The organism is Pseudonocardia sp. CA-142604 (genome assembly GCF_050948475.1).
Taxonomy (GTDB): Bacteria; Actinomycetota; Actinomycetes; order Mycobacteriales; family Pseudonocardiaceae; genus Pseudonocardia; species Pseudonocardia alaniniphila.
Genome location: NZ_CP192045.1, coordinates 598,192 through 625,183, shown reverse-complemented (window position 1 = coordinate 625,183; position 26,992 = coordinate 598,192). Strand labels below are relative to the sequence as shown.

Below are 26,992 nucleotides of genomic sequence, written 5' to 3'. Positions count from 1 at the left end.
ATCTTGACCAGATGATCATTCCGAGAACCGAGTTTCCGCCCCCGAGAGGGCCGATCGGCAGATCTCGCGGCGATCACGACCACCAACCCTCCCCGCCAGCAGATCGGACCGCACCAGATCCGTCTCGCCGCGGGGCCGCGCGGCGATCACCCCAACCCGCCCAGCCAGCCACAGCCGGCAGGCGGACCGGCGGCATGATCGTTCCGAAATCCGGGTTTCCGCCACCACGAGGGCGCGCAGCCCCATCTCACGGCGATCTTGGCGCGGCGAGCGTTGCGAGATCCGGGTTTCCGCCCCCGCAAAGGCTGATCGGCCGAACTCGCGGCGATCACCGCCGCGAAACCGCATCCCCGCCAACAGCCCGGACCGCTCCAGATCCGGGATCTTGCCCCGGGGCCCTGCGGCGAGCACCACCATCCGCCCGCTCCCAGCAAGCCGGCCAACCGCCGGATGATCGTTGCCAGATCCGGGTTTCCGCCCTCGCCAGGGCGCTCTGCCTCATCTCGTGGCGATCTTGGCGCGATGATCGTTTCGAGATCCGGGTTCTCGCCCTGGCGAGGGCGGATCGGCCGATTTCGTGCCGATCTTGACGGTGGCGTCCGAAATCAGCGGTCGAGGGCTCGGCGGACTGTGGCCGCTACCGACCAGGGCCGCAGCATCACCTCGACCGCGCGGAACCGGAGGACGTCCCAGCCGCAGCGGGTGAGGTAGGCCTGCCGGTCGAGGTCGCGCAGGGCGCGTTCCGGGGTGAGGTGGTCGCGTCCGTCGTACTCGACGGCCAGGCGGATCGTCGGGTACGCCATGTCGAGGCGGTACGGGCCGACAGGAAACTGCAGCACCGGTGCCGGCAGGCCCGCGGCACGGATCGCGAAGCGGATGCGCGTCTCCATGGGCGACTCTGCGCGTGGGTCCGCCATTGCAACCACCGTGGGCAGTTGCGCGCTGCCCCGAGCCCCGAGGTGGCGGTTTCCGAACGGCACCAGGTCAGCAGGGGCGAAGCCGTGGACGTTGGCCAGGGCGTCGACCGCCACCACCGCGTCGACCAGGGGTGATCGCCGCGCCAGGTCGTACGCGGTGCGCAGCGGCGTGGTGACCACGACGCCGTCGGCCAGTACCGTGATCTCGTCGGGCGAGAGCTGGTCGCGGCGGACCCTCAGGCCAGGTCGGCCGCCACAGCCACCGCTCGCGACGACGATCTCGGCGGGTGCGCCCTCGGGACCGCACGATGCCCCGAGTAGCTCAGCCGCCGACCATCCCCCCAGCGCCCCGCAGCCGTGGGTCAAAAGGAGCGCAGCACGCGAACGGAGCGCGAGGTCCACCTCGACGTCGGCGGCGACGAAGATCCCGGTGAACAGGCGACGGAAGCGGGGCCCGCGCAGCGCCTTGGCCGTGACGAACCCGGCGGCGACGGCATCGGACCCCCGGAACGGCGAGCGTAGGTCGATCGGCACGGCCACACCGACGGCAGCGAGAGCACGTCGGTTCCCCTGAGATCACGATCGCCGCGAGATCCGCGTTTCGGCCCTCAGAAGGGCGAACAACCAGATCTCGTGACGATCAACGGTGGGCGTCCAGCCACTCCCGCAGATCCGACAACGGACGCTCACGCTCGGGCTCGTTGTAGATCTCGTGCCAGAGACCCTCGTACCAGCAGACCGTCCGATCGGGGGAGCCGACGTTCGCCTCCAGCAGCCGGGAACCGGACGGATCCACGAGCCCGTCCAGAGTGCCGTGCTGGATCAGGACGGGGAGCCTCAACTCGCGGGCGCGCTCCGGCAGCACGGCGAACTGGCCGTACAGCGCCGAGGACAGGCCGAGGGTGGGGCGGCCGTGGTGCACCAGCGGGTCGGCCAGATAGGCGTCGACGACGGCGGAGTCCTTGCTGATCTTGGTGAAGTCGATCCCGGCCGGGCGCAGGGTGGGGGCCACCTTCGCGAATGCCATCAGGACGGGCACGGCAGCTCGGGGCAGAGCGTTGGAGGCCAGCGCGGGGGCTGAGAGCACCAGGCCTCTCAGCGCCTGCTGGTGCTCCAGCGCATACGCCAGCGCGATCTGCCCGCCCATGCTGTGGCCGAGCAGGAACATCGGCAGCCCGGGATGGCGGGTGACCACCAGGCGGCGGAAGGTGTCCAGGTCGGCGAGCCAGTCGTCGTAGCGGACGAGATGGGCACGGCGGCCGCCGGAGCGCCCGTGGCCGCGGTGGTCGATGCCGTAAACCGCCCACCCGTGAGGGACGAGCGCATCCTCGACGTAGCCGTAGCGGCCCGAGTGCTCACCGAGACCGTGGCACACCAACAGCACGCCGGTGGGGTCTCCCGCAGGCAGGCGGCCTTGCCAATAGAGCTCGACACCGCGCAGCCCGCCCAGCCGTCCCTCGACCCGCCCCGTCCGTTCCGGGGCGTCGAGCCCGTCGCTCACAGCTGCCCGATCGCGAACTCGTCGTCGTCCGGGCTGTACGCGGCCTGCACGCCTGCCGGCTCCAGCTCGACGTCGTGGCGCAGGTCGGCCTCGTCGGGCACCTCGATCAGGACGGCGATCGGCTCGCATCCGGCGGCCACGACGGACAGGCCGTACTCGCCCGCGGCGATGTCGCCGATCCGGTACGAGCCATCCTCGTCGGTGTCGGCCGAGTCGACGACCTCGCCGTCCTGCACCAGGGTGACGCGCGCACCCGCGATCGGGCCGTCCTCGCCGTGCACCGACCCGTACAGCGACGCCGACCGGACCAGCAACACCTCGGCCTCGATGGGCGCGTCGGCCACGGTGATCGCCGCAGCGCCGGGCTGGTGGCCACGGGCGGTGCAGACGAGGACGTAGCCGCCGGGTGCGGGTGCCAGCACCTCGCCGCGTCCGTCGGGACCGGCCTTGTCCTCCGCGACGGTGCGCCCCTTGTCGTCGAGCAGCATCACGGCGACCCCCTCGGCGGGGACGCCTCCGCGGCGCATGGCACGGAACCGGACGGGCTGCTCGGCTCCGGGAACGGGTTCAGGAGAAGGGTCCTGCTGGCTCATCAGCGACACCACCGGGGCGCTGTCCGGCCGCAGGCTCGGGTCTGCGTAGCCGAACGTCCGTAGTAGAGCCAGGTCGGCCGCGGCCTGCTCGGCTGCCCGCTCGTCGGCCGACTGGCGGCTGCGTGAGGTCGCGGTGCGGTCCGGAGCGACGCCGGAGGCAGCCGACTCCTCTACCGGCCGCTCGGCAGGGTTCACGGAGGTGGGCGGCACGGGGCTGCGCGGGGTATGGGGTTCCGCAGTGGACGCAGTGGCGAGCCCCGCGGCAGCACGTGAATCGGCCTGAGAAGACTGAGCAGTCTCGCGACCGGCGGCAGCCGAGCCGGCAGCCGAGCTGACAGAAGAATCAGAGGACTCAGCTGCAGCGGAGTCGGCGGCAGCGGGCTCGGCGTCAGCAGATCCGGCACCGAAGGACTCAGCAGAACGCTCGCTGACAGGAGGCTCAGCCGTGGCGGGGCCGGCGCCAGACGACTCGGCAGCAGGAGACCCGGCCGAGGTTCCGGTAGCGGCACCGTTCTGGTCGGCGCCGCCGGACGGCTCCTTGCCGGCTGCGGCCGTCCCGAACCGCGGGTCGGGCATCGGCTGGACCGGCTCGGCCCGGGCGTCCTCCTCCGCGTCGACGTCGGCCCAGTCCGCCCACCCGGCCCAGTCCTGCGAGCGCGTGCCCGAGGAGCGGTCGGTCGGCGTCTGAGGCGACAGCAGGCGCAACGGGACGATCTCCACCGACTCAGGCGCCCGCCACGCCCCGGGCTCGCCGCCGCCGGAGACCATCCGGGCCGCACGGCCCCACGGCGTGTCGTCGACGGTGGGGACGAGTCCGGTGGAAGGCTCCTCCGTGGACCGAGCCTGTTGCGGAACATCGACCGTGGGCGCCGGGGGTTCGGGCGGCGCCGCCGCACCGGTTGCCGCAGCACTCCCGGTGTCGCCCGTCGGCGGAGCGACGGGCGGGGGCACGTTCGGTGCCGCGACCGGCGGAATCATGTTCATGACGGGGAGAACCGTGGCCGACCCGGCGACTGGCGCATCCCGGCCGCCGGTTCCTGCCCCGACAGCGGCGGGAAGCGCAGCCTCGGTGCTCTCGGCACGTAGCTTGACGAGGTCGGCCACCGTCTTCGGGCGGTCCTTGGCGGCGGGTCGGCCGCGGCGGAGCAGGACGAGACCCACGATCACGGCGGCGATGGCCACTGCGATCAGACCCAGCGTGCTCATTCGGCAGTCTCCGCTCCGTCACCACCCGCCCCCCGCGACGGGCCGATCATGCGGCCCGGACCACTGTGGACGTACGTGCGGTGCGGAACCGGGCGAACAGCTCGCAGCTCAGGAACCTAGCACCCTCGGGAAGCCCTGATCGGGTAACGGTGGTGGGTTCGTTACCACCCGTAATCTCATCGCGATGTGTTCAGCACGGACGTGCATGCTGGATCTCCCCCGTATCGGGGTAGATCCAGGGCGCTGTGGGAACGGAGCGGTGTGGACGCTGAGCTGAGGGAGTTGGCCGCCGCACACGGTGTGGCTACGGAGTATCGGGACGGTGAACGGCGGCCGGTGCAGATCGATCCGGAGGTCGTCGTCCGGGTGCTCGGTCTGCTCGATGTGGACGCCGTCACTCCCGAAGGGCGGGAGGCCGCGCTGGCGGCGGCGCGGGCTGCCGCGGCAGCCGGGAGGCTCCCCGACACGATCGCCGCACGCACCGACAGCCCGCGCGCGCTGCCCGGGCCCGGCGTGCTGGTCGACGAGTTCGGCGCGCGGCGGGAGGTCACCGAGATCCCCGCCGGTCTGGAGCCGGGCTGGTACCGGCTCCAGACGGACGACCGGGAGGTGACCGTCGTCGTCGCCCCGCCCGCGCTCGAACCCGCTCCACGGGCCTGGGGCTGGATGCTGCAGCTGTACGCGCTGCACTCGACGGGCTCGTGGGGCATCGGAGACCTCGGCGACCTGCGCGAGTTCACGACGTGGACGGGAAGCGAGCACGGCGCGGGCGCGGTGCTGCTGAACCCGCTGCACGCGATCACCCCCGTGCCACCCGTTCAGCCGTCGCCGTACACGCCGTCCAGCAGGCGCTTCGGCACACCGCTCGCGCTGCGGATCACCGACCTCGATGCCTATCGACGCGCGGACGGGCCCACCCGCACGGAGGTCGACGCGCTGCGCCCCGAGACGGCGGGCGGGCGGATCGAGCACGACCGGGTCTGGGCGGCCAAGCGCGCCGCTCTCGAGCTGCTCTGGCGGTCCGAAGGCCGTCCCGATCCGCATGACGCGGGCGCGGACCTGTGGGAGTTCGCCACGTTCTGTGCGCTCGCGGAACGGTTCGGCGGCCGGTGGAGCCGGTGGCCGGAGGAGCTGCGGCACCCGGACGCGCCCGGCGTCGCCGCCATGCGCAAGGAGCTCGCGCCGCGGGTGGCGTTCCACGCCTGGGTGCAACAGCAGGTGCAGGCCCAGCTCAACGGCGTGCGGGAAGCCGCACGGGCCGAGGGGGTGCGGGTGGTGCACGACCTGGCCGTCGGATGCGATCCCGAAGGTGCCGACGGGTGGGCGCTGCAGGACGTGCTGGCGCTCGGTGTGCGGGTCGGCGCTCCACCGGACGCATTCAGCCAGCAGGGGCAGGACTGGGGGCTGCCGCCGTGGCGGCCGGACCGGCTCGCTGCCACCGGTTACGCCGCCTACCGCGACCTGCTGCGCGCGCTGCTCCGGCAGGCCGACGGGCTGCGGATCGACCACGTGGCGGGGCTGTGGCGGCTGTGGTGGGTGCCGCCCGGCGAGTCCCCGGACCGCGGCACCTACGTGCACTACGACGCCGAGGTGATGCTCGCCGTGCTCACCCTCGAGGCGTACCGGGCGGGGGCCATGGTGATCGGTGAGGATCTCGGCACCGTGGAGCCCGAGGTCACGGAAGGGTTGGCTGAGCGCGGGATGCTCGGCTCCTCGGTCCTGTGGTTCACCCGCGATCTCGACGCACCGGGCGAGCCGCTCCTGCCGCCGGACCGGTGGCCCGAGGAGTCGGTGGCCACGGTGTCCACGCACGATCTGCCCACCGCGGTGGGCTTCCTGCGTGGCGAGCACGTGCGAGCGCGCGCCGAGCTGGGCCTCCTCGACGACGTGGCGGCGGAGGAGGCCAAGGCGAAGGTCGACCGGCTGGAGCTGGTGGAGCTGCTGCGCGCCGAGGGGCTCGTCACCGGTGAGGAACCCGGCGAGGACCAACTGGTGGTCGCGATCCACGCGCTGCTCGCCCGGAGCCGGTCGCGGCTCGTGCTCGTCTCGCCCTACGACGTCATCGGAGAAGTGCGCCAGCCCAACCTGCCGGGCACGGTCGACGAGTACCCGAACTGGCGGCTGCCGCTGCCGGTCTCCCTCGAGGAGCTCCGCGAGGACCCCCGTGTCCGGGTGGTGGTCGATCAGCTGCGGCTGCGCCGTCCGTGAGTGAATACGACCTTCCGGAGCGCTCGCACGACCCCACGGAGGACGGATGTCGGCAGACGAGATCAGCCGGGAGACGCACATCGCGGCACCTCCGCAACGGGTCTGGGACGTCGTCACGCAGGCCGAGCACGTCTCGCGCTGGTTCGGTGACGCCGGGGCCGAGATCGACCTCCGTCCCAGCGGGCTGATGCTGGTGCGGTGGGCCGAGCACGGCACGGCCGTCTGCCGGATCGAGAAGGTCTCGCCGATCGATCTGTTCAGCTTCCGCTGGGGTCGCGAGGTCGACGCCGAACCCGAGCCCGGCAACTCGACGCTGGTGGAGTTCCGGCTCTTCCCCGACGGGGACGGCACGCGGCTGGTCGTCACGGAGAGCGGCTTCTCCACGCTCGACGACACGCCGGAGGGACGGGCCCGCTACCGCGACGGGAACGTGGAGGGCTGGGCCCACGAGGTCGGCAAGCTCGTCGCGTACATCGCCACGGTCGACGCCTGAGAGCCGCGAACGCGCTCGCAGAAAGCGCCACGGCAGGCCATCATCGGGGCGTGGAGTCGACCCGAATGGACCGCTGGCTGTGGGCGGTGCGGCTGACCAAGACACGCCCGGACGCCGCCGCTGCGTGCCGCGGCGGGCACGTCCGGGTGAACGACAAGCCGGCCAAGCCGGCCACGCCTGTGCAGGCCGGCGACGAGATACGGGCCCGGGTGCACGACACGACGCGGATCGTGGAGGTCGTGCGCGTGATCCAGAAGCGGGTGGGAGCCGCCGACGCCGCCACCTGTTTCATCGACCGCACCCCGGCTCCCCCGCCGGAGGCGGCGATCCCGGTGGCCAGGCGCGAGCGCGGGGCCGGGCGCCCCACGAAGCGCGAACGACGTGTCCTCGACCAGTTCCGCTCAGGGGCGCTGTAGCGGCACGAGTGGTCAGGACACCGGCTCGACCTGCACCACCGGCTTCGGCGCCCGCTCGCGCAACCCGAGCGCGGTGACCGCCACGACCACAACGGCCAGTCCGAGCCACTGCGTCGGGCTCAGCTCGGTGCCGAGCAGGCCGACCCCCAGCAGCGCCGCGGTGACGGGGAACGCGAGCTCGGCCAGCGTCGCGCGGGCGGCGGCCGTGGAGCGCAGCCCGATGTAATACAGCGTCAGCCCGAGCAGGCCGGGGATGAGGGCCAGGAGCACCAACGGGCCGAGCTGCGCCGGCGTCACAACGACCGGCGCGCCCTGGGCCGCGAGCACGACCGCGCTGGCGGGCAGCCCGATCGCGAACCGGAGCACGGTGACGTCTCGGCTGGCGATGCGCACGCTGACCATCCGGCCGAGGACCGTGCCGACGGCCCACAGCGCTGCCGCGGCCACCGACAGCAGCGCGGCTGCGGCCGCCCGAGGTGCTGCCGAGAGCGGATCCGCGAACGCCATCAACCATGCCCCGGCGAGCGCGGGTACGGCGAACAACCAGTACCGGCGGCGCATGCGTTCCCCGAGCAGCAGCGCTGCCGCCACGACGGCGATCACCGGCTGCAGCTTCTGCAGCACGAGCGGCGTGACGGGATCGCCGAGCTGGAAGGCCTGCGTGAACAGCGCCGTCGCGAGCGCGGAGGCGCCTGCTCCGATCAGGACCAGAGCGGTGCGTTCCTTCGGCGTGGCAGCCCGGAAGGCTCGCGCCGCGGAGGGCAGGAACGGCACCAGCACCACGACGATCAGCAGATGCTCCCAGAACACGATCGTCGCTGCCGGGAGCTGCCCGGCGAGCGGCTGACGGAGGAGTCCGTCGGTACCCCACAGCGCCGCCGCGACGGCGATCAGCCAGGTCCGGTCGGGCACGGCCGCACGTTGATCCACGTCCGCCCCAACGCATGTGGATCGCGATCCATACCCACGAACCGGTCATCCGTCGCCCGACAGACCCGGCAACCTCGTTGTGGGGTCAGACGATCGTCAGATCGTCGTCGAGGCCGGTGATCGCCAGCAACTGCCGGCAGCGAGGCGTCGGCCCGACGAGGCGAAATCGCCCTGATTCCGCACGCAGGCGATGATCGCAGCGGACGAAGGCGCTCAGACCGGCTGCGGCGACGAACGTCAGGCCGGAGATGTCGAGGTCGATGTCGCAGTACCCGTGGCCGCGGAGCCGTTCCAGCTCGCGCTCGAGGTGGGGCGCCGTGAGCATGTCCAGCTCGCCGACGGCGCGCACGGTCGCCCGTGGAGGTGCGCCGGTGATCTCGAGCGCGAACCACGAATGGTCGACGGCCGGTGGCCGTGACGAGACCTGCACGGGCGCGACCCCCTTCCCCGACAGCGCCCGGCCGCGGTGCGGTCCGGCGACTGTTGAAGGGCCCGACGAGTTTCGAACCGTACCGCAGCGCGTGTGGGAGACGCGGCGTCCGATTGGGCGCTCCCGGCACCGGGTAAGCCAGGGCTGTTTACCGGAGATCCTGCCCCGGATCTTCGCACCGTGGCACGGATGCCGACCCGGGAGTGATCGATGTCTGCGGCCGCACGACCGGAACCGCTGAGGCTGCGCCTCACCGGATCGGCGCTGCCGTTTCAGCTGTCATCGGTGCGCGGCCGCGTGGCCGCGTGGGCGGAGGGCCTGGGCGCACCACCCGAAATGGTGGACGACCTGGTGCTGGCCACGCACGAGGCGCTGGCCAACATCGCCGACCACGCCTACTCCGACAGAGCCGACCTCGACGGCCGGATCGGGTCGGCCTTGCTGGACGCGGAGCTGACGACGGGCGGGGAGATCGTGGTGATGGTGCGCGACGAGGGGCGGTGGAGGCCACCGCCGGCCGATCCGGGATGGCGCGGCCGTGGCCTGCTCATCATTCGCGGGCTCAGCGATGACGTCGAGATCGCTCACGACGACTCGGGCACCAGGGTGCAGATGCGCTGGCGGCTGCACAAAGCCGCGGATTCACTGAAGCAGCAGGAACACGGCTCTGGGCAAACGGGTCTGCGGTAGCGGCAAAAACGAACGGGCGGGGGCCGATCGGCCCCCGCCCGTCAATTGGTTCCCGTCGGTCAGCCGGTGACCGGGAGGGAGGCGTCCATGACCTGCGGCGCGGGGGCGACGCCCACCGCGGCGACCTCGGTGGCGTCATCGGCATCGCCGTTGTCGTCGCCGTTGTCGTCACCGTTGCCGGCGCCGTCGTCGTCACCGTTGCCGGCGCCGTCGGCGTCGCCGTCACCGTCGCCGGCGCTGCAGGTGGCCGAGCCGACAGTGATCGTCTGCACCGGGCGGGACGGGTCGACCTGAACGCCGAGGCCCTCGGTCACGCCGTTGACGAGGTCACCCACGGTGTTGACGGTGGGCAGCTCGGTGCCGAGCAGGCCGGTCAGCTCCGGCAGCGCCGCGCGCTCGTCGTCGGTGAGCACCCGGTCCAGGTTCTCGCCGGCGCCCGGCAGAACCGTGAGCTCGATGCCCGTGACGGTGAGGGAGCCGTCCTCGTGCCGAACCTGGTCGTTGAGGGTCAGCTTCACCAGCGGCGAGACATCCAGGACCTGGCTGGGAACGGGCGTCTCGGGCAGGTCGCGGCCGAGGAGCGTGCCACGCACGATCTCCATGCCGCCGTCGCCGTCCTCGCAGTAGGTGCGCACCAGGTCGGCGCGCAGCAGCTGCAGGAGGTTGAGCTTCGTGACCGAGGTCTCCGAAGCACCACCCCGGGCCTCGGCGGTCAGCACGCCGACGCCGATGGCGCTCTGGTTCTCACCCAGCACGTCCCCGATGCCCGCGAGCTGGTTCTCGGCCGCGTTGCCGTCGGTCGACTCCACGTAGGAGATCGGGTCGATGTTCAGAAGACCGGAGGCCGACAGCGCGTAAGCGGAGTCAGATGCAGCCTCCTGCGCAACCGCAGCGGTCGAGCCGAGGAGCAGAGCCGTCACCGCGGTGGCGGCGGTGAACGCCGCCGCTCCCGCGCCGGCGAGCTTCTTCGTGTTCACAGTGGTGCAAACCCCTCAATCTTCGTTGATCATCACGAGGGTGCCGAGCGGCACCCTGGTCAGTTGGTCCAGAGCGTCCGGTGGCACCCGGATGCAGCCATCGCTGGTCTCGGTGCCGTAGACGTCATCGGTAGGCCAGGTGTGGATGGCGACGGTTCCGGGACCGCCACCGAAGGTGTCGTGCGTCGGGCTGTGCGTCCCGAGCGGGAGGATCACCGGTGAGTAGCTCTGCTTGGCGTCCTTGAACGCGCCGAGCAGGAAGGTGCGGCCCGCCGGCGTAGGAGCGGAATCCTTGCCGATGCCGACCGTCCACTCGCCGACGACCTTGTCGTCGCGCAGCAGTTCGAGCTTCTTGGACTCGAGGTGCACATTGATCAGGTAGGGCGTGTTCGCACGCTCCACGTCCTGCGAGCGCAGCCAGCCCGTGGAACCGTTGGGCTTCGACGGCAGCAGGACCTGCACCCAGCCCTGGTCCTCGCCGATCACGGGGAGCCAGGTGTCGCCGATCTGCGTTGTCTCCATCCGGGCGACAGCGCGCCCGTTCGGGGCGTCGTGCACGGGCGTCTCCCGGATGGGGTGCACGACGATCCCGCTGGTCTTGGCGTCGACCGCGTTGTCCTGAGGAGCACCGTCCACTGTGGTGTAGGTGCTGCTCAGAGGAAGCTCGCCGGCGGCGGGTGCGAGTTCGCCCGCCGCGATGCCGGACGGTGATCCGTCAGGCGGGCCGCTCAACGCGGCGAAGCCGATTACCGCAGCCAGGATCACGACAACGCCCACGATCGCCCCGATCAGGAGCGGCTTGCGGGACGTGCGTGGTCGATCTTCGGGTGGCGCCACCTGATGTGGCGAGGTGTGCTGTGGCATAGGACCCAAACCGTGCGAATCAGACATGGATGGCCGCGTCCGGGTGACACTCGATCGAGGGCCCCCCGGCTACAGCGCGCGCAAAGTACAAACGAGACAGACGCCAACCGGGTTACGACCAAGATTTTTTTTCACGTTCCGTCTAACGACGGTTACATGAAGTGAGCGGACGTTGCTCAGTCCGGGTGGATCTCGCGGAGCGAGAAGTCCTCGATGTCGAGCACGAATCCCCTGATGACGGTGTCGGGGAGCACGAAGGGATCGCGCCGCAGCCGAGCCATTCCGCGGCCGACGTCGACGGCGGGATCGGCGAAGGTGCCGATGCGCCACGGCGGGAGCATTCCGGTGTCCTGCGCGAGCTCCTCGGAGAACTCCGCGTCGGTGAACGAGGCGAGTCCGCACCGGGTGTGCTGGACCACCAGCACCTCACGGGTGCCGAGCTTGCGCTGGCTGATCGTCACCGAGCGCACGACGTCGTCGGTGACGACTCCGCCCGCGTTCCGCAGGGTGTGCACCTCGCCGACGGTCAGCCCGAAGAGCCCGAGCACGTCGATGCGCGTGTCCATGCACGTCACGACGACTGTGTGGAGAGCAGGAATGGAGCCCATTCCCTGCGCCGCCGACGCGGCGAGCCTGCCGCCGTCCGCCGCGTGCCGCCTCAGCAACTCCTCACCACTCACGGGCAGGAGACTAGGGGCCGGACCGTCGCCGCGCATGATCAACGTCCCCATCCGTGAACACGAGTCGCCCGATCCACACGCGATCTCCGGTGCGCACCCCGCAAGATGGGCCCGTGACGAGAAGCATCCATCCGATGACGCTGGTGAAGTTCCGTCCGGCCGCGCTGCCCGGGACGGGCGCATGAGGGCCGCCGTACTGCGGGAGCCCGGCAGCCCGCTTCAGGTCGAGAACGTGGAGCTGGACGACCCGCACGCCGGCGAGGTGCGGGTGCGGGTGGAGGCGGCCGGGGTCTGCCACACAGAGCTGCACTACATGTCGGGGGACATCCCCTGCCCGCTCCCGATCGTGCTCGGCCACGAGGGCTGCGGGCTCGTGGAGGAGGTCGGCGCAGATGTCGACGCCGTCTCCGTGGGCGATCGGGTGGCCTTCACCTGGCGCCCGCGCTGCGGCTTCTGCGAGTTCTGCGTCACCGGGCGTCCCGTGATGTGCATCTTCGGCCGGGTGCAGGCTCGCAGCGGAGGCCTGATGGACGGCACCTCCCGTCTGCGCCGCGGCAGCGAGCAACTGCATCACTTCCTCGGTGTCTCCTGCTTCGCCGAGCAGGCGGTGGTCTCCCAGCGTGCCGTGGTGCGCGTGCCCGAGGACGTGCCGCCCGCCGTGGCCGCCGTCGCGGGCTGCGCGGTGATCACCGGTCTCGGTGCGGTGGTGAACGTGGCAGGTCAGGTGGCGGGACGTCCGTTGCTCGTGATCGGTGCGGGCGGTGTCGGGCTCTCGGCCGTGATGGGCGCGACGCTCGTGGGGGCCGATCCCGTGGTGGTGATCGACGTGGCCGCCGACAAGCTGGCCCTGGCACGGCAGCTCGGCGCCACCCACACCGTCGACGCGTCAGCGCTCGATGCGGCTGAGGTGGTGGCTGCCGTCCAGGATCTGACGGGCGGGGGCGCCGAGGTTGCCGTCGATGCGGTCGGCGCGCCGCAGACGCTGCGCCAGGCCTTCTCTGCGCTGCGACCCGGCGGCACCGCGATCGCCGTCGGCCTCGCGTCGGTGGACGCCACCGCTGCCGTGCCGATCAACGAGCTGGTCCAGCAGCAGAAGCGCCTGGTGGGAAGCCTGTACGGCTCGGCCAACCCACCCGTGGACCTGCCCCGGATCCTCTCCCTCTACAGCTCTGGACGTCTCCCGCTGGACGTACTGCTCGGCGGGCGGCATTCCCTCGACGAGGTCGGCGAGGCCTACCGCGCGCTCGGCTCGGGCGCCACGGGTCGCGCCGTCGTGATCCCCGCGGAAGTCACGGCCGGGTAGGCCGCGAACAGAGCGCCGATCTCAGGGGCCTTCCAGCCGGCAGTCGTACCGTGCGTCCGCCTGCGAGCGGCACCCGGCGGCCGTGACCTTCCACCCGTCACTCGTCAGGGTCAGGAACACGGTGTCGCCGACGAGCTGTACCTGGGCCTGGTCTCCCGACACCGTCGAGGAGACCACCGCACCCCTGGGCAGCGAGAGCTGCGACATCGCCTGCACGCACGACTCGGCCTGCCTGCCCTCCAGCGCCGAGGCCGTGGCGGGCGCGAGCATCTGGCACCGGGCGGACGGGTCGGCCCCCGCGAACGCGGAGGCCACCTGCTCGACCTCCGGTGGCTCGAGGCCTGCGCACGCGGACAGGAGCAGCGCGGCGGCCGCTATCGCCGCGGCACGCATGAATCGGCGTGCCTGCCCCCTCGGCCTGGCACCGCCGTGCCCCGGCCCGTCCGCCGGCAGAACCTTCACTCTCACCAGGGTGCCGCGTGATGTCGTACTCGTGCACAGACCGGACGCGGCGACTAATCCCTCCGGTCTGGGCCCTCTCCGCCGGTACGCGCCAGCGCTGTGGCCGCCCGGTCGAGGAGCAGCGTCCGCTCACGCCCGTTCGCGGTGAGCGTCGCCGCGCGCGCGAACTCCGCGTGGGCCTCGCCGTGGCGGCCCAGCTTCACCAGCAGATCGCCGCGGACGCTGGGCAAGAGGTGATAGTGCGCGAGGGCAGGCTCCCCGCCCAGCTGGTCGAGCAGTTCGAGCCCCGCGGTGGGGCCGTACGCCATCCCGACGGCGACGGCCCGGTTCAGTTCGACCACTGCCGACCGCGCGAGCTTCGCGAGGATGTCGTAGAGCGCAGCGATGCGGACCCAGTCCGTGTCGGCAGCGGTGAGCGCCCGGGCGTGGCAGGCGGCGATCGCGGCCTGCACCGCGTACGCCCCGTGCTCCCCACGCCGGTCGCCCAGCTCTTCCGCGCGCGACAGCGCGGCGAGGCCGCGGCCGATGAGGACGTGGTCCCAGCGGGAGCGGTCCTGGTCGAGCAGCAGGATCGGCTCCCCCGTCGGCCCCACTCGCGCCCGGATGCGGGACGCCTGGATCTCCATCAGCGCGACGAGCCCGTGCACCTCGGGTTCGTCCGGCGCCAGCCCGGCCAGCACCCGGCCGAGCCGCATCGCCTCCTCACACAGGGACGGACGGATCCAGTCCTCCCCCGCGGTAGCCGAGTACCCCTCGTTGAACACCAGGTAGACGACCTCGAGCACGGACGGCAGCCGCTCCGCGAGCTCGTCGCGGGCGGGCACCTCGAACGGGACGGCAGCCTCCGCCAACGTCCGCTTGGCCCGGGAGATCCGCTGCGCCACGGTCGGTTCCGGCACCAGGAACGCTCGCGCGATCTCCTTGGTCGTCAAGCCGGCGAGCACCCGGAGGGTCAGCGCGACCCGTGCCTCGGTGGAGAGCACCGGGTGGCAGGCGACGAACACGAGGCGCAGAAGGTCGTCGTCGATGTCGCTGTCGGCTCCGTCGGTCTCGGCTCCGAGGTTCCGCACGTCCGTCGCCTGCCGCACCTCCAGGTCGCGGCCGAGCTCGACGATCTTCTGCCCGAGTCGCACCTCTCGGCGGACCAGGTCCACCGCCCGGTGCTTGGCGGTGGCCGTCAGCCACGCGCCGGGATTGCGCGGTACTCCGTCCTGCGGCCACTGCTCGAGCGCGGCGACGAGTGCGTCCTGTGCGATCTCCTCGGCGAGCCCGACATCGCGCACGATCCGGGTCAGACGGGCGATGAGCTTCGGCGACTCGATACGCCAGATCGCCTCGATCGCACGGTTCGTCGGGGTTCCCGTCACGGCGCCGTATCAGAGCATCGTGACGGGACGCCCGGCAAGGAGCCCTTCAACCGACCCGCTCGCCGTAGAGGCGGCTCGCCCGGTCCAGTGCCCATTTCCGGGACCTCATCGCGCTTGCTCCCGCACAGCACGGTGGGCCTCGCCGACCGCGTCCTGGTCGCCGAACTCGGCGATGCGCCGGACCTCGACCACGGCCTCCTCGTCACCCTGCACGGCGAACTCGACCGGGCACCGGGACGCCCACTCGATCGCCTCCTCCCGCGACGAGACCTGCAGGAGGTAGTAGCCCGCCACCAGCTCCTTGGACTCGGCGAACGGCCCGTCCACCACCTTCCGGCTCCCGCCGGAGTAGATGACCCGCGCCCCCGACGTCGCGCTCGGCTCCAACCCCTCGCCAGCGAGCAGCACCCCGGCTTTGTGCAGCTCCTCCCCGTACTTCTGCATCGCGCCGATGAGCTCGTCGCTCGGGCGTGCGTCGGCGCCCGGGTCACCCTTCAACAGGAGCATGAACCGCATCTCGTGCCTCCTCGATGTCCGCATGTGCGGAGCCGGGCTTCCGGCTCCACCCCTGCGTCGAACGAGGTGGCTCGACTTCGACAGACCTCCGGAGATTTTTTTGCGAGGCGGCCCTAGGCCTCCGTCCCCTCCTCCTGCAGGACCGCCCAGACCGACTTCTCGCCGTCGACCGTGGTCACGCCCCAGTCCCTGGACACCGCCGCGACCACCTGCAGCCCTCGCCCCCGCGCCGCCGTCACGTCCACGGGCTGCAGCTCCGGCAGCTGCCGCGGGGCGAAGTCCCGCACGGTGATGCGCAGCCCGTCATGATCACGGCTGAGGATGAGGACGCACGGCGTCTGCGCGTGGTCCACCGCGTTCGCGACGAGCTCCGTGGCGACGAGGAGGGCGTCGTCGCACGTGTGGTCGTCCACCCGCCAGTCGCGGCACGCCACCCGGACCGTCTCCCGTGCGGCTCTGGTCGAGCCGAGCTCCGCGGGCAGCGTCCGATGCCGAACCCGCCCGTCCAGCCCGCCGTTCGCCACCACGAAGTCGGCTTACCCCGCCGCCGGTCGGCACAACCGATTCTCCCACTCGTGGGATCCGTCGGCCGAATGCCGGAAAGGTGCGAGCAACCGGCTGACACGGATGTCCCCACCAGTAAGCATCCACTTATCGGGCCTCCGATGCTGTCGTACGCTCACCGGACGGGACGCCCCTGACGTGCGGATACGAGAACGAGGCTGCGGTGGGCGCTGATGACGAGCAGGCACGGATCGCCCCGGTCCAGGACGCCCGAGACCTGGACCGGCTGGCCGCCGTGGCGCGCTACGAGATCCTCGACGCGCCACCCGATGGCGCCTTCGACCGCATCGCGGCGCTGGCCGCGCGCTGGTTCCACGCACCCATCGCGACGGTCACGATCGTCGACAAGGACCGCGTCTGGTTGACGGCGGCGCACGGGCTGGAGGGAGTCCGCCAGCTGGGTCCGGAGCCGGCGCTCTGCGCGTCCGCGGTGCTGCCGAAGGCGCCCTACGTCGTCAGCGACGTGCTGCTCGACCCACGGGCCTCCGACAATCCTCTGGTGCGGGCGGCGATGGGGGTGCGCTTCTACGCCGCGGCCCCGATCGTGACCCGCGACGGGCACCGGCTCGGCACGATCAACGTGCTCGACGTCGAACCCCGTGAGGTCACGGCTGCAGGACTGGCGGCGCTGCAGGACCTCGCCGAGATCGTCATGGACCAGCTCGAGCAGCGCCTGTCCGCGCTGCGCACGGTACGGGCGGAGCGGCAGCTGCGCAGGCAGGCCGACGAGCACCGGGCTGAGATCGAGCAGTTCGCGGGCACGCTCCAGCGCACCCTGCTGCCGCCCGCGCTGCCCGAGGTGCCGGGCCTGGAGCTGGCCTGCCACTACCACACCGCCTCGGCTCGGGACGTCGGCGGCGACTTCTACGACGTGTTCGCGCTGCCCGACGGACGGTGGGCTTTCTTCCTCGGCGACGTCTGCGGGCACGGGGCACCGGCCGCGGCGCTGACCTCGATGACGCGCTACAGCCTGCGTGCGGCCGCACTCCACGATCCGGACCCGATCCGGGTGCTGTCGGAGGTGAACGGCGTACTGCTCCAGGACCCCGCCACCGAGAACCGGTTCGCCACAGTGATCTACGGGATCCTGGAGCAGGACGCGGGAGTGCCGGACGGCGTCCTCGTCACCCTCGGCACCGGCGGTCACGAACCGCCGCTCCGGCTCCGTGCCGGGGAGCAGGGGCTCGACGTCGGCTGCACCTCTGCCGTCGAGGCCGGGCCCCGGCGCGTGGGGATGCTCGTCGGCGCCGTGCCCGATGCGTACTTCATGACGTGGCGGCTGACGCTGCGGCCGGGCGAGACGCTCCTGCTCTACACGGACGGGCTCACCGACACCGCGGTCGGCGGCGAACAGCTCGGCCAGGACGGTGTGGCCCGGCTGCTCAGCACGGGGCGTGGCTGCACGGCCGCCGATGTCGTCAGGGACCTCGTGGCGCACATCGCCAGGTTCGACCCGCCACCCCGCGACGACATCGCGCTGCTGGCGCTCGGCGTTCCGGGCGGTTGATCGCAGTCACCCGGAACGCAGGCGGATCAGCGCCCAGACCGTCTTCCCGTCGGGGTGGTCGGTGACCCCCCACTGGTGGGCCACGGCGTCGACGACGTGCAGGCCACGGCCACCGTTTCCGCCGATGATGCGGGGACGCGGCCTGGGAGCGTGTCCGGGACGGTAGTCCCGGACCTCGATCCACAACCCGCGATGATCCAGGCCGATGCGCAGGCGGCTCGTGCTCGCAGCGTGCACGACCGCGTTGGTCACGAGCTCGCTGGCGACGAGTGCGACATCCTCGTACAGGTCCACCACGCCCCAGTCCAGGCACACGTCGGACACGAACATCCGCGCCGCACGAGGTGCACCGGAATCTGCCGGCAGCTCCCGGGCCCGTGTGACGCGGTCGGGCCTCTCGAGCACGCGACGTTCGGCGTCGGCACGGGTGAGCACGACCGGGACCGTCCGCTGAACGTGCAGGGCCTGCAGGTTCGAGCTCATCCACTCGTCGGCCCCGAAGAGCACCAGCCGGGCGGCGGGCCAGCCCCCTGCGTCGGTCAGGGCTGACGGGAAGACCTGAACGGCAGGCTCCCATTCGAGCCGGATCCGGGACAGGTCGATGAGGAGACGCTCGTGGTCGGCGAGCAACTTGATCAACAACCGCCGCACGTCCGCCATCGTGCCGAGGCGCAGGACGCCCGTCAGCTCGACGAGTGCGTGGTCGTCGCGCACCTCGAGGCGGTTGAGGACTCCGCTCACCACCACGCCACTGACCTCCTCCCGCGGAGGATAGGCGAAACCGGTGCATTCCGGGCAGGTCTGCTCCGGCCGGTCATCGGCCGCCTACGCGATCACCGCGCCCGTCCTCGCCACCCGCGTCGCGAGCGTCCACGCCGAGGTGATTCCCCTCCGGCCGCGACGCACCCCTCCGATGTGTGCTGATCGCTGCCGAGCCCGGACTACGGTGCCCGACCGTGATCGGACCGGACTTCCTCCAGGCAACCCGGGCGTCCTACGACGCCGTGGCCGACGGCTACGCCGAACAGTTCCGCGAGGAGTTGGCGAGCAAGCCGCCCGACCGCGCACTCCTCGGCTGGTTCGCCGAGCTCACGCAGGACGCGGGGCCGGTCGCCGACCTCGGATGCGGACCCGGCAGCGTGACGGCGCACCTGAACGCCCTGGGCGTGACGGCGTTCGGGATCGACCTGTCACCCAAGATGGTGGCGGTGGCCCGGCGGCTGCATCCGGGTCTGCGGTTCGAGGTGGGCTCGATGCTCACCCTGGACCTGCCCGACGGCGGCCTCGCCGGCATCACGGCCTGGTACTCGACCATCCACGTGCCGGACGAGCGGCTACCGGAGGCGTTCGCCGAGTTCCACCGCGTGCTGGCCCCGGGTGGGCACGTGCTGCTCGCCTTCCAGGTGGGCGACGAGCCGGTGCACCGGACGGAAGGACTGGGACACGCGCTGTCGCTCGTCTTCCACCGCCGCCGCCCTGACCACGTCGCCGAACTGCTGACCCGGGCCGGTCTGTCGATGCGGGCCACCATCCTGCGTGAACCGGAGGACTACCGGGGAGGCGTGGAGAAGACGCAGCAGGCCTACCTGCTCGCCCGCAAGCCCGCGTGACCTGGCGCCTGTGATCACGGCACCGTCACCGGTGCTGGTCTGCCTCGCGCGGCGTCAGCGCGGAAGCCGGGACGAGCGCGGCCAGATGCTCCGCGACGACGGCGCCGTACGAGTCGCAGACCGCGAAGTTGACCTTGCCGAACCACCGGCCGTCGACGGCACGCGCCCACCACTTCAGCAGTCCGGGCACGCGGCCGGTGGCGACGAGCCACCCACCGGGCGGCGGATCCTCGGCGCCGGCGACCGAGTCGTCCGGCGGGCCGTAGAAGGCCGACAGGTCCACCCAGACCGGCCGGTCCAACGGCTGCGGCGGCCTGCCCGTGGTCGACGCCCACGACTGGTACACGGCTTCCTCCACCGACGACGATCGACGGCCGGGGGAAGCGGCCAGCTGATGCGTGCCAGGATCGCACGCCTGCCGGGACGTACCGCGTCAGCGTGGCCGCAGGGCCTGCATGATTTCCGCGGCGCGGTCGGTGGCCGCCGCGACCGGGGCGTCGGGGTTGCCGATCTCCGGATCCCAGTTGAGGTCGTAGAAGACGTCGGTCAGGCCCTGCTCACCGAGCCACGCCACGTCCTCACGGATCTTGTCGGCGGGGCCGGACAACCGTTTGTCCGGCGGGCCGTCGAGGCGCACGACTCCGCGGCACACGAATTTGAGGGCCGATGGGTCCCTACCGGCCTTCTCCGCGGACTCGCGGATGGTGTCGATGTCCTTGCTGATGACGTTCAGGTCGGTGGCGCTGGCGCTGACCCACCCGTCGGCGATGCGGCCGACGCGGGCGAGAGCAGCGGGCGCCTTGCCGCCGAGCAGGACCGGTGGCCCGGGGCGCTGAACCGGCTTGGGCTCCATCCGGCTCGGCGACACGGTGTAGAACTCGCCGTCGAACCGGCTCACCTCGTCGTCCCACAGGGTGCGGAGAACCTCCAGGTACTCCACGGTCCGGGGCCCCCGCCGCTCCATGGACGCACCGGCTGCCGCGAACTCCTCGGCCGACCACCCCAGTCCGAGACCGAGATCGAGCCGCCCCCCGGACAACCGGTCGAGCGTCGCCGCCTGCTTCGCCATGTACGCCGGGGAGAGGAACGGCAGGTTGATCACCGCCACCCCGAGGCGCACCCGCGATGTGCGCGCGGCAACGAACGCCAGCGCCACCGTCGGGTCCAGCACGCTCTGGTACACCGGCGCCAACTGCTGGTTCTCGCCGACGAGCAGACGCTGGAATGTCCACAGCGACTCGTAGCCGAGTTCCTCCGCCTCGACTCCGAACCGAGCAAGGTTCTCCGGGGTGGCCCACGCGCCGGAGATTGGCGCTCCGATACCGATCTGCACACACCGAACCTAACGCGCGCCGCTCGGCAGGGCAGGAGATCGGCGTCACCCACGTCTTCCCGGCGGGCGACATGGACACATGACGCGGAATCGGCTCGCGGCCGAACCGCGACACGTGTCCATGTCGCCGCGGGAGCGCGCGGTTACCGCGCGAGCCGTGCCACCAGCCTCTCGGACACCTCCGGCCACTCCTCGGCGATCACCGAGTAGACGACGGTGTCGCGCACCGTGCCGTCGGGGCGGATGCGATGGCCCCGCAGTACGCCCTCCCGCTGTGCACCGAGACGCTCGTTGGAGCGCTGGGACGCCTCGTTGCGGATGTCGGTCTCCAGCGACACCCTGTTGGCTCCGAGCTCCTCGAAGGCATGGCGCAGCATCAACAGCTTCGACTCGCTGTTGAGCGGGGTGCGCTGCCACCGCTTGCCGATCCAGGTGTGGCCGATCGAGAGCACCCGGTGGTTCGCGTCGATCTGATAGAAGGACGTCGTACCGGCCACCTCCCCGGTCTTCGCGTCGACCTGTGCCCAGGCCAGCCGACTGCCGTCGGTGAGGATGCTGTCCACGAGCTTGCGCATCCCCCCGACGTCCTCGGGTTGGCGGGCGGCGAGCCAGGTCCAGATTGCGGGGTCCGAGCCCGCCTCATGGAGACCTTCGGCATGTTCAGGGGCGAGGGGCTCGAGCACGACGTGCTCACCGGACAACGTCGGGCGGTGCTTCCAGGCGTCGGTCACGGTCGCGACGCTACCGCATACTGTATGCGGTATGGTAGCGATCAGCGTAAACTCGGCGCACCTGGGCCGCGAACTGCGTAGTCCATCGCCGCCGACTCGTCGTCCAGGTGGGCGTAATCACGTCCGCAATCTGGGCGTTTCGGATGGATCCATACGTACCGACTTGCACTACTCAATTCGGCGGCGTGCACTGGATGCACGAGCTTCACCGGGTCGCAGGCCCAGCCCCGTCGGGAACAGCGTGGCTCCGAGAACCAACAGGAAGGCCACGATGCCCGTCCGAGTGGTCGCACACTGGTACTGCGCGTCCTGTGATGTGGAAGGCCGCGATGCAGCCGTCGAGCCGACGTGCTGGAACTGCGGCAGCAGCGTGACCGTCACGGCTCAGCCGTCGGTGGAATGGGCCGGTGATCCGCACCGGGCCGGTCGGACGCCGATCGACGGCGGCGGGGCCAGCGCGGCCTGAGTCGTTACGGCCCGGCCTCCGCGTAGTGCCGCGCGCCGTTCATGGGATCGATCCACACACGCATCACCCGGCCGGTTGCCGGATCGCGGAACAACTCCTCGGTGGCCCTGCTCGGCGTCGCTGACCGGGCCGTCGTCGGCGTCAGGCATCGAGCTCGACGACCACCGCCGTGCCGACACAGCTCCGGCCAGCGACATGACCCGGAGGGCACCGCCGGATCGATCACTTTCCGGCAACGTGCCCGCTACGTCGGTTGCCCGGCACTCCCGCGGAGCGCGCTCACTCGTCGGCCATCCGGCCCGGGAAGCGGCGGGTCGGCGGCTCCTCGGCCGCGGTGTACGCGAGCCTCGGGCACCATCCGCCCGACGTGGTGCTGTACCGGCGCCTACCGATCGGCGGGATCCGATCGCCATGGAGGGTTCCGTCCGCGGCCCAGTGGAGGAAGTCCTCCTCCCAGGGCCGGTCGAGCAGCTCCCGCCGCTGCTCCAGCTCGTTCAAGTTGCAGAACGCAGCGCGGACCTTGTCGATCAGGCCACGAACCCGCCCGGCCATCGTCGTCATCCCTTCCAGAGCGTCGAACCGCTACGTCAAGGCTGCCGCGACGCGACTCCGCAGGGAACTGGCAGGACTGACTATCTGCGTAAGAATTCTGCCAAGATTCCGGGCCGCTTTATCACGGCAGCGTAAGCACTCACCCATTCGCCCGCCCGGCCTACGCCGCTCACCGGAATGCGAGCACGGAAGCCTCGCCGCCTTCAGCTGCGAAACCTGCGATCAACGTGTTGTGCGTCACACCTTGTGATGAGTGCGGCCGGTGCCCGAACCCCGGGCCTGCTGCCGTGCGGCGGCGGGTTCGACCTGGTACGGGGCAGCGACGGGCGCCGGCGAACCTACTGAGCGTGACGATGCAAGCCGACCTACCCCTCGGTCGAGTGGACTTCGGGGATGTAACTCCGACGGCTTTGCGCCGTTTGAGTAACGGGGACGTCTTTCCTGGTTTCGGGCGTTCCCACGATGGGGGGAAAGTGATCGAGCTCGAGGCCGTCTCCAAGCTCTACCGCACAGGACCGATCAAGGTTCATGCGCTGAGCGCGGTCGACCTGAAGATCGACGAAGGCGACCTCGTCGCGATCATGGGCCCGTCCGGGTCGGGCAAGAGCACGATGATGAACATCCTCGGCTGCCTGGACGTGCCGACGTCCGGCAAGTACATGCTGAACGGGATCGACGTCAGCAGGCTCAAGGAGAACCGGCTCGCCGAGATCCGCAACCAGCAGATCGGGTTCGTCTTCCAGTCCTTCAACCTCATCGCGCGGACCTCGGCGGTGCGCAACGTCGAACTGCCGCTCGTCTACGCGGGGGTCGGCCACCGGAAACGCCGGGCGCGGGCTCGCACGGCGCTGGAGCGGGTGGGGCTCGGTGAGCGCCAGGGCCACATGCCCAACGAGCTGTCCGGCGGCCAGCAGCAGCGCGTCGCGATCGCGAGGGCGCTGGTCACCGACCCGGCGATGATCCTGGCCGACGAGCCGACCGGCAACCTGGACTCGGCGTCCACCGTCGAGATCATGAAATTGCTCGTGGAGCTGAATGACACGGGACGCACGGTCGTGCTGATCACCCACGAGGACGAGGTCGCCGAGTTCGCCAAGCGGGTGATCGAACTGCGCGACGGCAAGATCGTTCGCGACGTTCGCAACCGCGTGCGCAGCGGAGTCGGGGCCGAAGGATGAACCTGCTCGAGACTGCCCGGATCGCGATGCGCGGTCTCCGGGCCAACCGGCTCCGCTCGGCGCTCACCACGCTCGGCATCGTCATCGGCGTGGCCGCGGTGATCATCCTCGTCGCCCTGGGCAACGGCATCCAGTCCGGCTTCAACGACATCTTCGGATCGCTGGCCACCCAGATCACCGTGAACCCGACCCAGGGCAGCGCGCCGAGCGGCGGACGCGCCCGGGATCTCACCGACGCCGACCTCGAGGCGCTTCAGGACTCGGCGAAGGCGCCGAACGTCGAGTCGGTCACGCCGGTCGTCGGCGGCACCGGGCTGCTCCAGCTCGTCGGAGGTGGCCAGTACCGGACGTCGATCGTCGGAACCACGGCCGACTATCTCGAGGTCAACGACCGTGACCTGCAGGTCGGCCGGAACTTCAACGAGTCGGAGGTCCGGACGAAGGCCAAGGTCGTGATCCTCGGCCCGAACCCGGCCACCGAGCTCTTCGGCGCCAGCCCGGCCACCGCGCTGGGCAAGGAGATCCGGATCGGCCGCACGATCTTCCGGGTCATCGGGGTCGCAGAAATCAGCGGCCAGCAGGACGACGTGGCGATCATGCCGCTGGGGGCCGCGCGCAGCTACCTCCTCGGCGGCGGCGACAGCCTGAGCAGCATGATCGCCAGGGCCGACTCCGTGACAACGGTGCCGGCGGCCACCGAGCAGATCACGAACATCCTCTCCGCCCGGCACGGCATCCGGGAGGCGGCTGAACGTGACTTCAACGTCCAGGCACTGCAGAGCCTGCTCGACCAGTCCTCGCAGTTCCTGACGTTCCTGACGCTGTTCACCGGCGCCGTCGCGGGCATCTCGCTCGTCGTCGGCAGCATCGGCGTCGCGAACATCATGCTGGTCACCGTCACCGAGCGGACCCGGGAGATCGGCATCCGCAAGGCGATCGGCGCGCGCCGCGGGGTGATCCTCCAGCAGTTCCTTCTCGAGTCGATGTTCCTGAGCGGGCTGGGCGGCCTGGTCGGGATCCTGATCGGCGTCGGCGCGTCGCTCGCGGGTGCCGCGGTGCTGCCCCAGCTCGTCCCGGACTTCCCACCACCCGTCGTGTCTGTCGGCTCGGTGGTCCTCTCCTTCTCGATCAGCTTGCTGATCGGCCTCGTCGCCGGCGGTTATCCGGCGAACCGCGCGGCACGGCTGCGCCCCATCGAGGCCCTCCGCTACCAGTGAACGTGACCATGGCAGGAGCTCTCATGTCCCGATCGACCCGGCGGCGTGCCCGGGTGACGCTTTCGATCGCCGTGATGGCGGTGGTCGGCGCAACCGCGTGCACGGCAGAGCAGCCGCCTCCGCCCACCCTGCGGGTGGATCGGGGCACCGTTGCGACCACGGTGTCGGCGTCGGGAACGCTTGTGGCGATCACGCAGCAGAACCTCGGCTTCCCTCAGGGGGGCAAGCTCAAGGACGTGCTCGTCGGCGTCGGCACCAAGGTGGAGGCCGGTCAGGAGCTGGCCCGGCTCGACGACTTCGCCCTCCAGCAGACACTCGAGCAGCGCAAGGCCGGGCTCGCCCAGCAGCAGGCGCAGCTGGACAAGATCCGCAACGGCAACTCGATCGGCGCGGCCCAGGCGACGCTGGACCAGTCCAAGAACATCCTCGACGCCACCGAGGACTCGGTGGAGGCCACGAACAACGCGAACTACTCGGCCACGGACCGCGCCCAGAAGCAGCTCGACTTCGACCGCAATTCGCTCGACCTGGCCGAGGATCGGCTGGACGACGACAAGAAGGCCTGCGGATCCAGATCCTCGAAGCCCAGCGACAACGGGCACGATGACAAAGCGGCGACCAAGAATGAGGGGCAGTCCACGTCGACCGGGCTTCTCGGTACGGCCCCGGCGGCGCAGCCGCCCCCGACCACACCACCCCCCAACCCGGCGTGCGAGCGCATCACCGCCGACAAGCAGGCGGTGGAGGACGCCAAGCGCGTGGTCCTCTCCTCGCAGACGGCGCTCGACGCGGCCAAGGAGCGCGAGAACGTCGACGAGGCGTCGGGGCGCCTCTCGATCGAGAACGCCAAGCAGAGCATCGTCTCCGCTCAGAACGAGCTCGACGGCGCCGGCAGCGACAAGCCCGCCGACACCTCCGCCCAGGAGGCCGCCGTTCGTGACGCCGAGGCGCAGGTGGCGCTGGCCCAGCGCGACGTCGACAACACCGTGCTGCGGGCTCCCATCGCCGGTGTCGTCTCCGTGATCAACGGGGCGAAGGGCGAGTTCGTCGCGGCGGCGTCCGGAACCACGGCCATGGCGCCCGGGAGCAGCGCGGCGCTGCCGGAGGTCGCGGCGTCGGGTGGCGCCGGGGGCGGCGGGCCGAGCCCCGCGCCCGGCGCAGGGACGTTCATGGTGCTGAACAACATCGACTCGTTCCAGCTCGTCGTGCCGTTCGAGGAGTCCGACGCGTCGCGCGTCGCGCCCAACCAGCGGGTCGAGGTCACCGTCGACGCCGTGCCGGACCTGCGGGCGGACGCCACCGTGCTCGCGATCGCGCCGTCGGGCAACTCCGGCACCGGGGTCGTCCGGTACTACGCGACGATCGTGCTCACCGAGCACGACGACCGCCTGCACGACGGGCAGACCGCACTCGCCAACGTCATGGTGCAGGCCGTGGACAACGTGCTGCGGGTGCCGTCCGCCGTTACTCGCACCGACGCCGGCCGCTTGGTCGTCGACCTGCGGGGGCCGGACGGCGCGCCGATCCCGACCCCCTTCCAGGCCGGGCTCGTCGGCGACGAGTTCACCGAGGTGGTCTCCGGGCTCACCGAGGGTCAGGAGCTCGTGCTGCCGCAGGGGCCGTCCACCAGCTGATTCCGGCAGTGGTCGCCGACGGGGCCCGTCCGTTCCTCAGGGAGCCGACGGGCCCCGTCGGAGGCGCTCCACTCGGGCACGCCGAGGTGCAGGTGGGCTGATCACGATCACCTCCGTGCCCGGCGAGTCCCCCTCCTCGCCACGGCGGATCATGACCTCGGCGGCGAGCGCAGCGATCGCGGCCAGCCCGTGGCCGCGGTGCTGCTGCTCGGGGTTCAGCGGCTTCCACCGCCCGTCGTCCGCCACTCGCACCCGCACCCGCCACAGTTCCTCGTGGTCGCCTTCGGCAGCGCGCACGGGGAAGGCCTCTGCCTCGATCGTGATCAGCCCGTCGGAGTTCGCCGGGGGGTAGGCGTGCTCGGCGGAGTTGCTGACGGCCTCGCTCACGATGTACTCGACGTCGTCGACCCAGTCAGCGGGGAACTGCAACGCCTCCAGCCAGCCCCGGATCCGTGCCCGCGTCTGCCAGGCGGAGGTGACGTGCGCGGCGACCCGGAAGGTGAACGTGGTCTCCGCGATGGACGCGGCGGCAGCCGCCGAGCTCGCCAGGTGTGCTGGGCTCGGCGACGGGTCCGGACCGGCTAGCGGCCCCCATCCCTCTGGGTCGACGTCGCAGGGGGGCGGCATAGCGGCCAGTGTGCCGTCTG

29 protein-coding genes are annotated in these 26,992 nt (G+C 71.1%); 10 read left to right on the top strand and 19 right to left on the bottom strand.

Features of this window, described 5'->3' with window-relative positions:
- Window positions 1-15: 15 nt before the first annotated feature.
- The 4 genes from ACQPZQ_RS02985 to ACQPZQ_RS02970 all read right to left on the bottom strand — a co-directional run bounded on the left by ACQPZQ_RS02985 (window position 16) and on the right by ACQPZQ_RS02970 (window position 4,217).
- Window positions 16-417 (bottom strand): hypothetical protein, encoded by a 402-nt coding sequence (locus ACQPZQ_RS02985; protein ID WP_433291793.1) that lies wholly within the window; start codon window positions 415-417, stop codon window positions 16-18.
- 188 nt (window positions 418-605) lie between these two features.
- Entirely contained in the window at window positions 606-1,451 is an 846-nt protein-coding gene (locus ACQPZQ_RS02980; protein WP_433291791.1) for a DUF559 domain-containing protein, read from the bottom strand.
- Window positions 1,452-1,557: 106 nt separating this feature from the next.
- Entirely contained in the window at window positions 1,558-2,418 is an 861-nt protein-coding gene (locus tag ACQPZQ_RS02975) for an alpha/beta hydrolase (RefSeq protein ID WP_433291789.1), read from the bottom strand.
- Complete coding sequence (locus ACQPZQ_RS02970; protein ID WP_433291787.1) at window positions 2,415-4,217, bottom strand: carboxypeptidase regulatory-like domain-containing protein; 1,803 nt, start codon at window positions 4,215-4,217, stop codon at window positions 2,415-2,417. The genes ACQPZQ_RS02975 and ACQPZQ_RS02970 overlap by 4 nt, the downstream gene beginning before the upstream one ends.
- Window positions 4,218-4,478: 261 nt before the next feature.
- Here ACQPZQ_RS02970 and malQ point away from each other — a divergent pair, with 261 nt between their 5' ends.
- The 3 genes from malQ (at window position 4,479) to ACQPZQ_RS02955 (ending at window position 7,334) form a co-directional block, all read left to right on the top strand.
- Entirely contained in the window at window positions 4,479-6,425 is a 1,947-nt protein-coding gene (malQ, locus tag ACQPZQ_RS02965; RefSeq protein ID WP_433291785.1) for a 4-alpha-glucanotransferase, read from the top strand.
- Between the two features lie 46 nt (window positions 6,426-6,471).
- Window positions 6,472-6,918: an SRPBCC family protein gene (locus ACQPZQ_RS02960; protein ID WP_433291783.1), complete on the top strand. Its 447-nt coding sequence runs from the start codon at window positions 6,472-6,474 to the stop codon at window positions 6,916-6,918.
- Between the two features lie 65 nt (window positions 6,919-6,983).
- A complete protein-coding gene (locus ACQPZQ_RS02955) occupies window positions 6,984-7,334 on the top strand; it encodes an RNA-binding S4 domain-containing protein (protein WP_433298976.1) in 351 nt (116 codons plus the stop codon).
- A 12-nt stretch (window positions 7,335-7,346) separates the two neighbouring features.
- On the opposite strand, the gene ACQPZQ_RS02950 is transcribed toward ACQPZQ_RS02955, so the two are convergent.
- Both ACQPZQ_RS02950 and ACQPZQ_RS02945 read right to left on the bottom strand, forming a co-directional pair.
- A complete protein-coding gene (locus tag ACQPZQ_RS02950; RefSeq protein WP_433291781.1) occupies window positions 7,347-8,246 on the bottom strand; it encodes a DMT family transporter in 900 nt (299 codons plus the stop codon).
- A 103-nt stretch (window positions 8,247-8,349) separates the two neighbouring features.
- On the bottom strand, window positions 8,350-8,694 hold the full coding sequence (locus ACQPZQ_RS02945) for an STAS domain-containing protein (RefSeq protein ID WP_433291779.1): 345 nt from the start codon (window positions 8,692-8,694) through the stop codon (window positions 8,350-8,352).
- Window positions 8,695-8,904: 210 nt separating this feature from the next.
- Here ACQPZQ_RS02945 and ACQPZQ_RS02940 point away from each other — a divergent pair, with 210 nt between their 5' ends.
- Window positions 8,905-9,384, top strand: coding sequence for an ATP-binding protein (locus tag ACQPZQ_RS02940; RefSeq protein WP_433291777.1), 480 nt, complete (start codon window positions 8,905-8,907; stop codon window positions 9,382-9,384).
- A gap of 59 nt (window positions 9,385-9,443) precedes the next feature.
- Here ACQPZQ_RS02940 and ACQPZQ_RS02935 read toward each other — a convergent pair whose 3' ends face one another.
- The 3 genes from ACQPZQ_RS02935 to ACQPZQ_RS02925 form a co-directional block, all read right to left on the bottom strand.
- Complete coding sequence (locus ACQPZQ_RS02935; protein WP_433291775.1) at window positions 9,444-10,361, bottom strand: hypothetical protein; 918 nt, start codon at window positions 10,359-10,361, stop codon at window positions 9,444-9,446.
- A gap of 15 nt (window positions 10,362-10,376) precedes the next feature.
- On the bottom strand, window positions 10,377-11,225 hold the full coding sequence (locus ACQPZQ_RS02930) for a L,D-transpeptidase family protein (RefSeq protein ID WP_433291773.1): 849 nt from the start codon (window positions 11,223-11,225) through the stop codon (window positions 10,377-10,379).
- 176 nt (window positions 11,226-11,401) lie between these two features.
- Window positions 11,402-11,905, bottom strand: a complete 504-nt coding sequence (locus ACQPZQ_RS02925; RefSeq protein ID WP_433291771.1) for a beta-class carbonic anhydrase — start codon at window positions 11,903-11,905, stop codon at window positions 11,402-11,404.
- 181 nt (window positions 11,906-12,086) lie between these two features.
- Here ACQPZQ_RS02925 and ACQPZQ_RS02920 point away from each other — a divergent pair, with 181 nt between their 5' ends.
- On the top strand, window positions 12,087-13,208 hold the full coding sequence (locus ACQPZQ_RS02920) for a zinc-binding dehydrogenase (RefSeq protein ID WP_433291769.1): 1,122 nt from the start codon (window positions 12,087-12,089) through the stop codon (window positions 13,206-13,208).
- Between the two features lie 21 nt (window positions 13,209-13,229).
- Here the strand turns inward: ACQPZQ_RS02920 and ACQPZQ_RS02915 are convergent, their stop codons facing one another.
- The 4 genes from ACQPZQ_RS02915 to ACQPZQ_RS02900 form a co-directional block, all read right to left on the bottom strand.
- The gene (locus tag ACQPZQ_RS02915; protein ID WP_433291767.1) at window positions 13,230-13,670 is read right to left on the bottom strand and encodes a hypothetical protein; all 441 of its coding nucleotides are present in this window, start codon (window positions 13,668-13,670) and stop codon (window positions 13,230-13,232) included.
- 53 nt (window positions 13,671-13,723) lie between these two features.
- The gene (locus ACQPZQ_RS02910) at window positions 13,724-15,037 is read right to left on the bottom strand and encodes an RNA polymerase sigma factor (RefSeq protein ID WP_433291765.1); all 1,314 of its coding nucleotides are present in this window, start codon (window positions 15,035-15,037) and stop codon (window positions 13,724-13,726) included.
- A gap of 105 nt (window positions 15,038-15,142) precedes the next feature.
- Window positions 15,143-15,553, bottom strand: a complete 411-nt coding sequence (locus ACQPZQ_RS02905) for a YciI family protein (RefSeq protein WP_433291763.1) — start codon at window positions 15,551-15,553, stop codon at window positions 15,143-15,145.
- Window positions 15,554-15,666: 113 nt separating this feature from the next.
- Window positions 15,667-16,080, bottom strand: coding sequence for an ATP-binding protein (locus ACQPZQ_RS02900; protein ID WP_433291761.1), 414 nt, complete (start codon window positions 16,078-16,080; stop codon window positions 15,667-15,669).
- A 200-nt stretch (window positions 16,081-16,280) separates the two neighbouring features.
- Here ACQPZQ_RS02900 and ACQPZQ_RS02895 point away from each other — a divergent pair, with 200 nt between their 5' ends.
- Complete coding sequence (locus ACQPZQ_RS02895; protein ID WP_433291759.1) at window positions 16,281-17,624, top strand: PP2C family protein-serine/threonine phosphatase; 1,344 nt, start codon at window positions 16,281-16,283, stop codon at window positions 17,622-17,624.
- Between the two features lie 6 nt (window positions 17,625-17,630).
- On the opposite strand, the gene ACQPZQ_RS02890 is transcribed toward ACQPZQ_RS02895, so the two are convergent.
- Window positions 17,631-18,371, bottom strand: coding sequence for an ATP-binding protein (locus tag ACQPZQ_RS02890; RefSeq protein WP_433291757.1), 741 nt, complete (start codon window positions 18,369-18,371; stop codon window positions 17,631-17,633).
- Between the two features lie 209 nt (window positions 18,372-18,580).
- Here ACQPZQ_RS02890 and ACQPZQ_RS02885 point away from each other — a divergent pair, with 209 nt between their 5' ends.
- On the top strand, window positions 18,581-19,234 hold the full coding sequence (locus ACQPZQ_RS02885; RefSeq protein WP_433291755.1) for a class I SAM-dependent DNA methyltransferase: 654 nt from the start codon (window positions 18,581-18,583) through the stop codon (window positions 19,232-19,234).
- A gap of 25 nt (window positions 19,235-19,259) precedes the next feature.
- On the opposite strand, the gene ACQPZQ_RS02880 is transcribed toward ACQPZQ_RS02885, so the two are convergent.
- The 4 genes from ACQPZQ_RS02880 to ACQPZQ_RS02865 form a co-directional block, all read right to left on the bottom strand.
- Window positions 19,260-19,580, bottom strand: coding sequence for a hypothetical protein (locus ACQPZQ_RS02880; protein WP_433291753.1), 321 nt, complete (start codon window positions 19,578-19,580; stop codon window positions 19,260-19,262).
- 87 nt (window positions 19,581-19,667) lie between these two features.
- A complete protein-coding gene (locus tag ACQPZQ_RS02875) occupies window positions 19,668-20,567 on the bottom strand; it encodes a TIGR03619 family F420-dependent LLM class oxidoreductase (protein WP_433291751.1) in 900 nt (299 codons plus the stop codon).
- Between the two features lie 143 nt (window positions 20,568-20,710).
- A complete protein-coding gene (locus ACQPZQ_RS02870) occupies window positions 20,711-21,298 on the bottom strand; it encodes a GNAT family N-acetyltransferase (protein ID WP_433291749.1) in 588 nt (195 codons plus the stop codon).
- A 745-nt stretch (window positions 21,299-22,043) separates the two neighbouring features.
- Entirely contained in the window at window positions 22,044-22,325 is a 282-nt protein-coding gene (locus tag ACQPZQ_RS02865) for a hypothetical protein (RefSeq protein ID WP_433291747.1), read from the bottom strand.
- 464 nt (window positions 22,326-22,789) lie between these two features.
- Here ACQPZQ_RS02865 and ACQPZQ_RS02860 point away from each other — a divergent pair, with 464 nt between their 5' ends.
- From ACQPZQ_RS02860 to ACQPZQ_RS02850, 3 genes are read left to right on the top strand one after another with little or no spacing between them, the layout of a single operon-like run.
- A complete protein-coding gene (locus ACQPZQ_RS02860; protein ID WP_433291745.1) occupies window positions 22,790-23,494 on the top strand; it encodes an ABC transporter ATP-binding protein in 705 nt (234 codons plus the stop codon).
- The gene (locus ACQPZQ_RS02855; RefSeq protein ID WP_433291741.1) at window positions 23,491-24,711 is read left to right on the top strand and encodes an ABC transporter permease; all 1,221 of its coding nucleotides are present in this window, start codon (window positions 23,491-23,493) and stop codon (window positions 24,709-24,711) included. Before ACQPZQ_RS02860 ends, ACQPZQ_RS02855 begins: the two co-directional genes overlap by 4 nt.
- Window positions 24,712-24,734: 23 nt before the next feature.
- Window positions 24,735-26,345, top strand: a complete 1,611-nt coding sequence (locus ACQPZQ_RS02850; RefSeq protein ID WP_433291739.1) for an efflux RND transporter periplasmic adaptor subunit — start codon at window positions 24,735-24,737, stop codon at window positions 26,343-26,345.
- Between the two features lie 36 nt (window positions 26,346-26,381).
- Here ACQPZQ_RS02850 and ACQPZQ_RS02845 read toward each other — a convergent pair whose 3' ends face one another.
- Complete coding sequence (locus ACQPZQ_RS02845; protein WP_433291737.1) at window positions 26,382-26,972, bottom strand: ATP-binding protein; 591 nt, start codon at window positions 26,970-26,972, stop codon at window positions 26,382-26,384.
- Window positions 26,973-26,992: the final 20 nt, after the last annotated feature.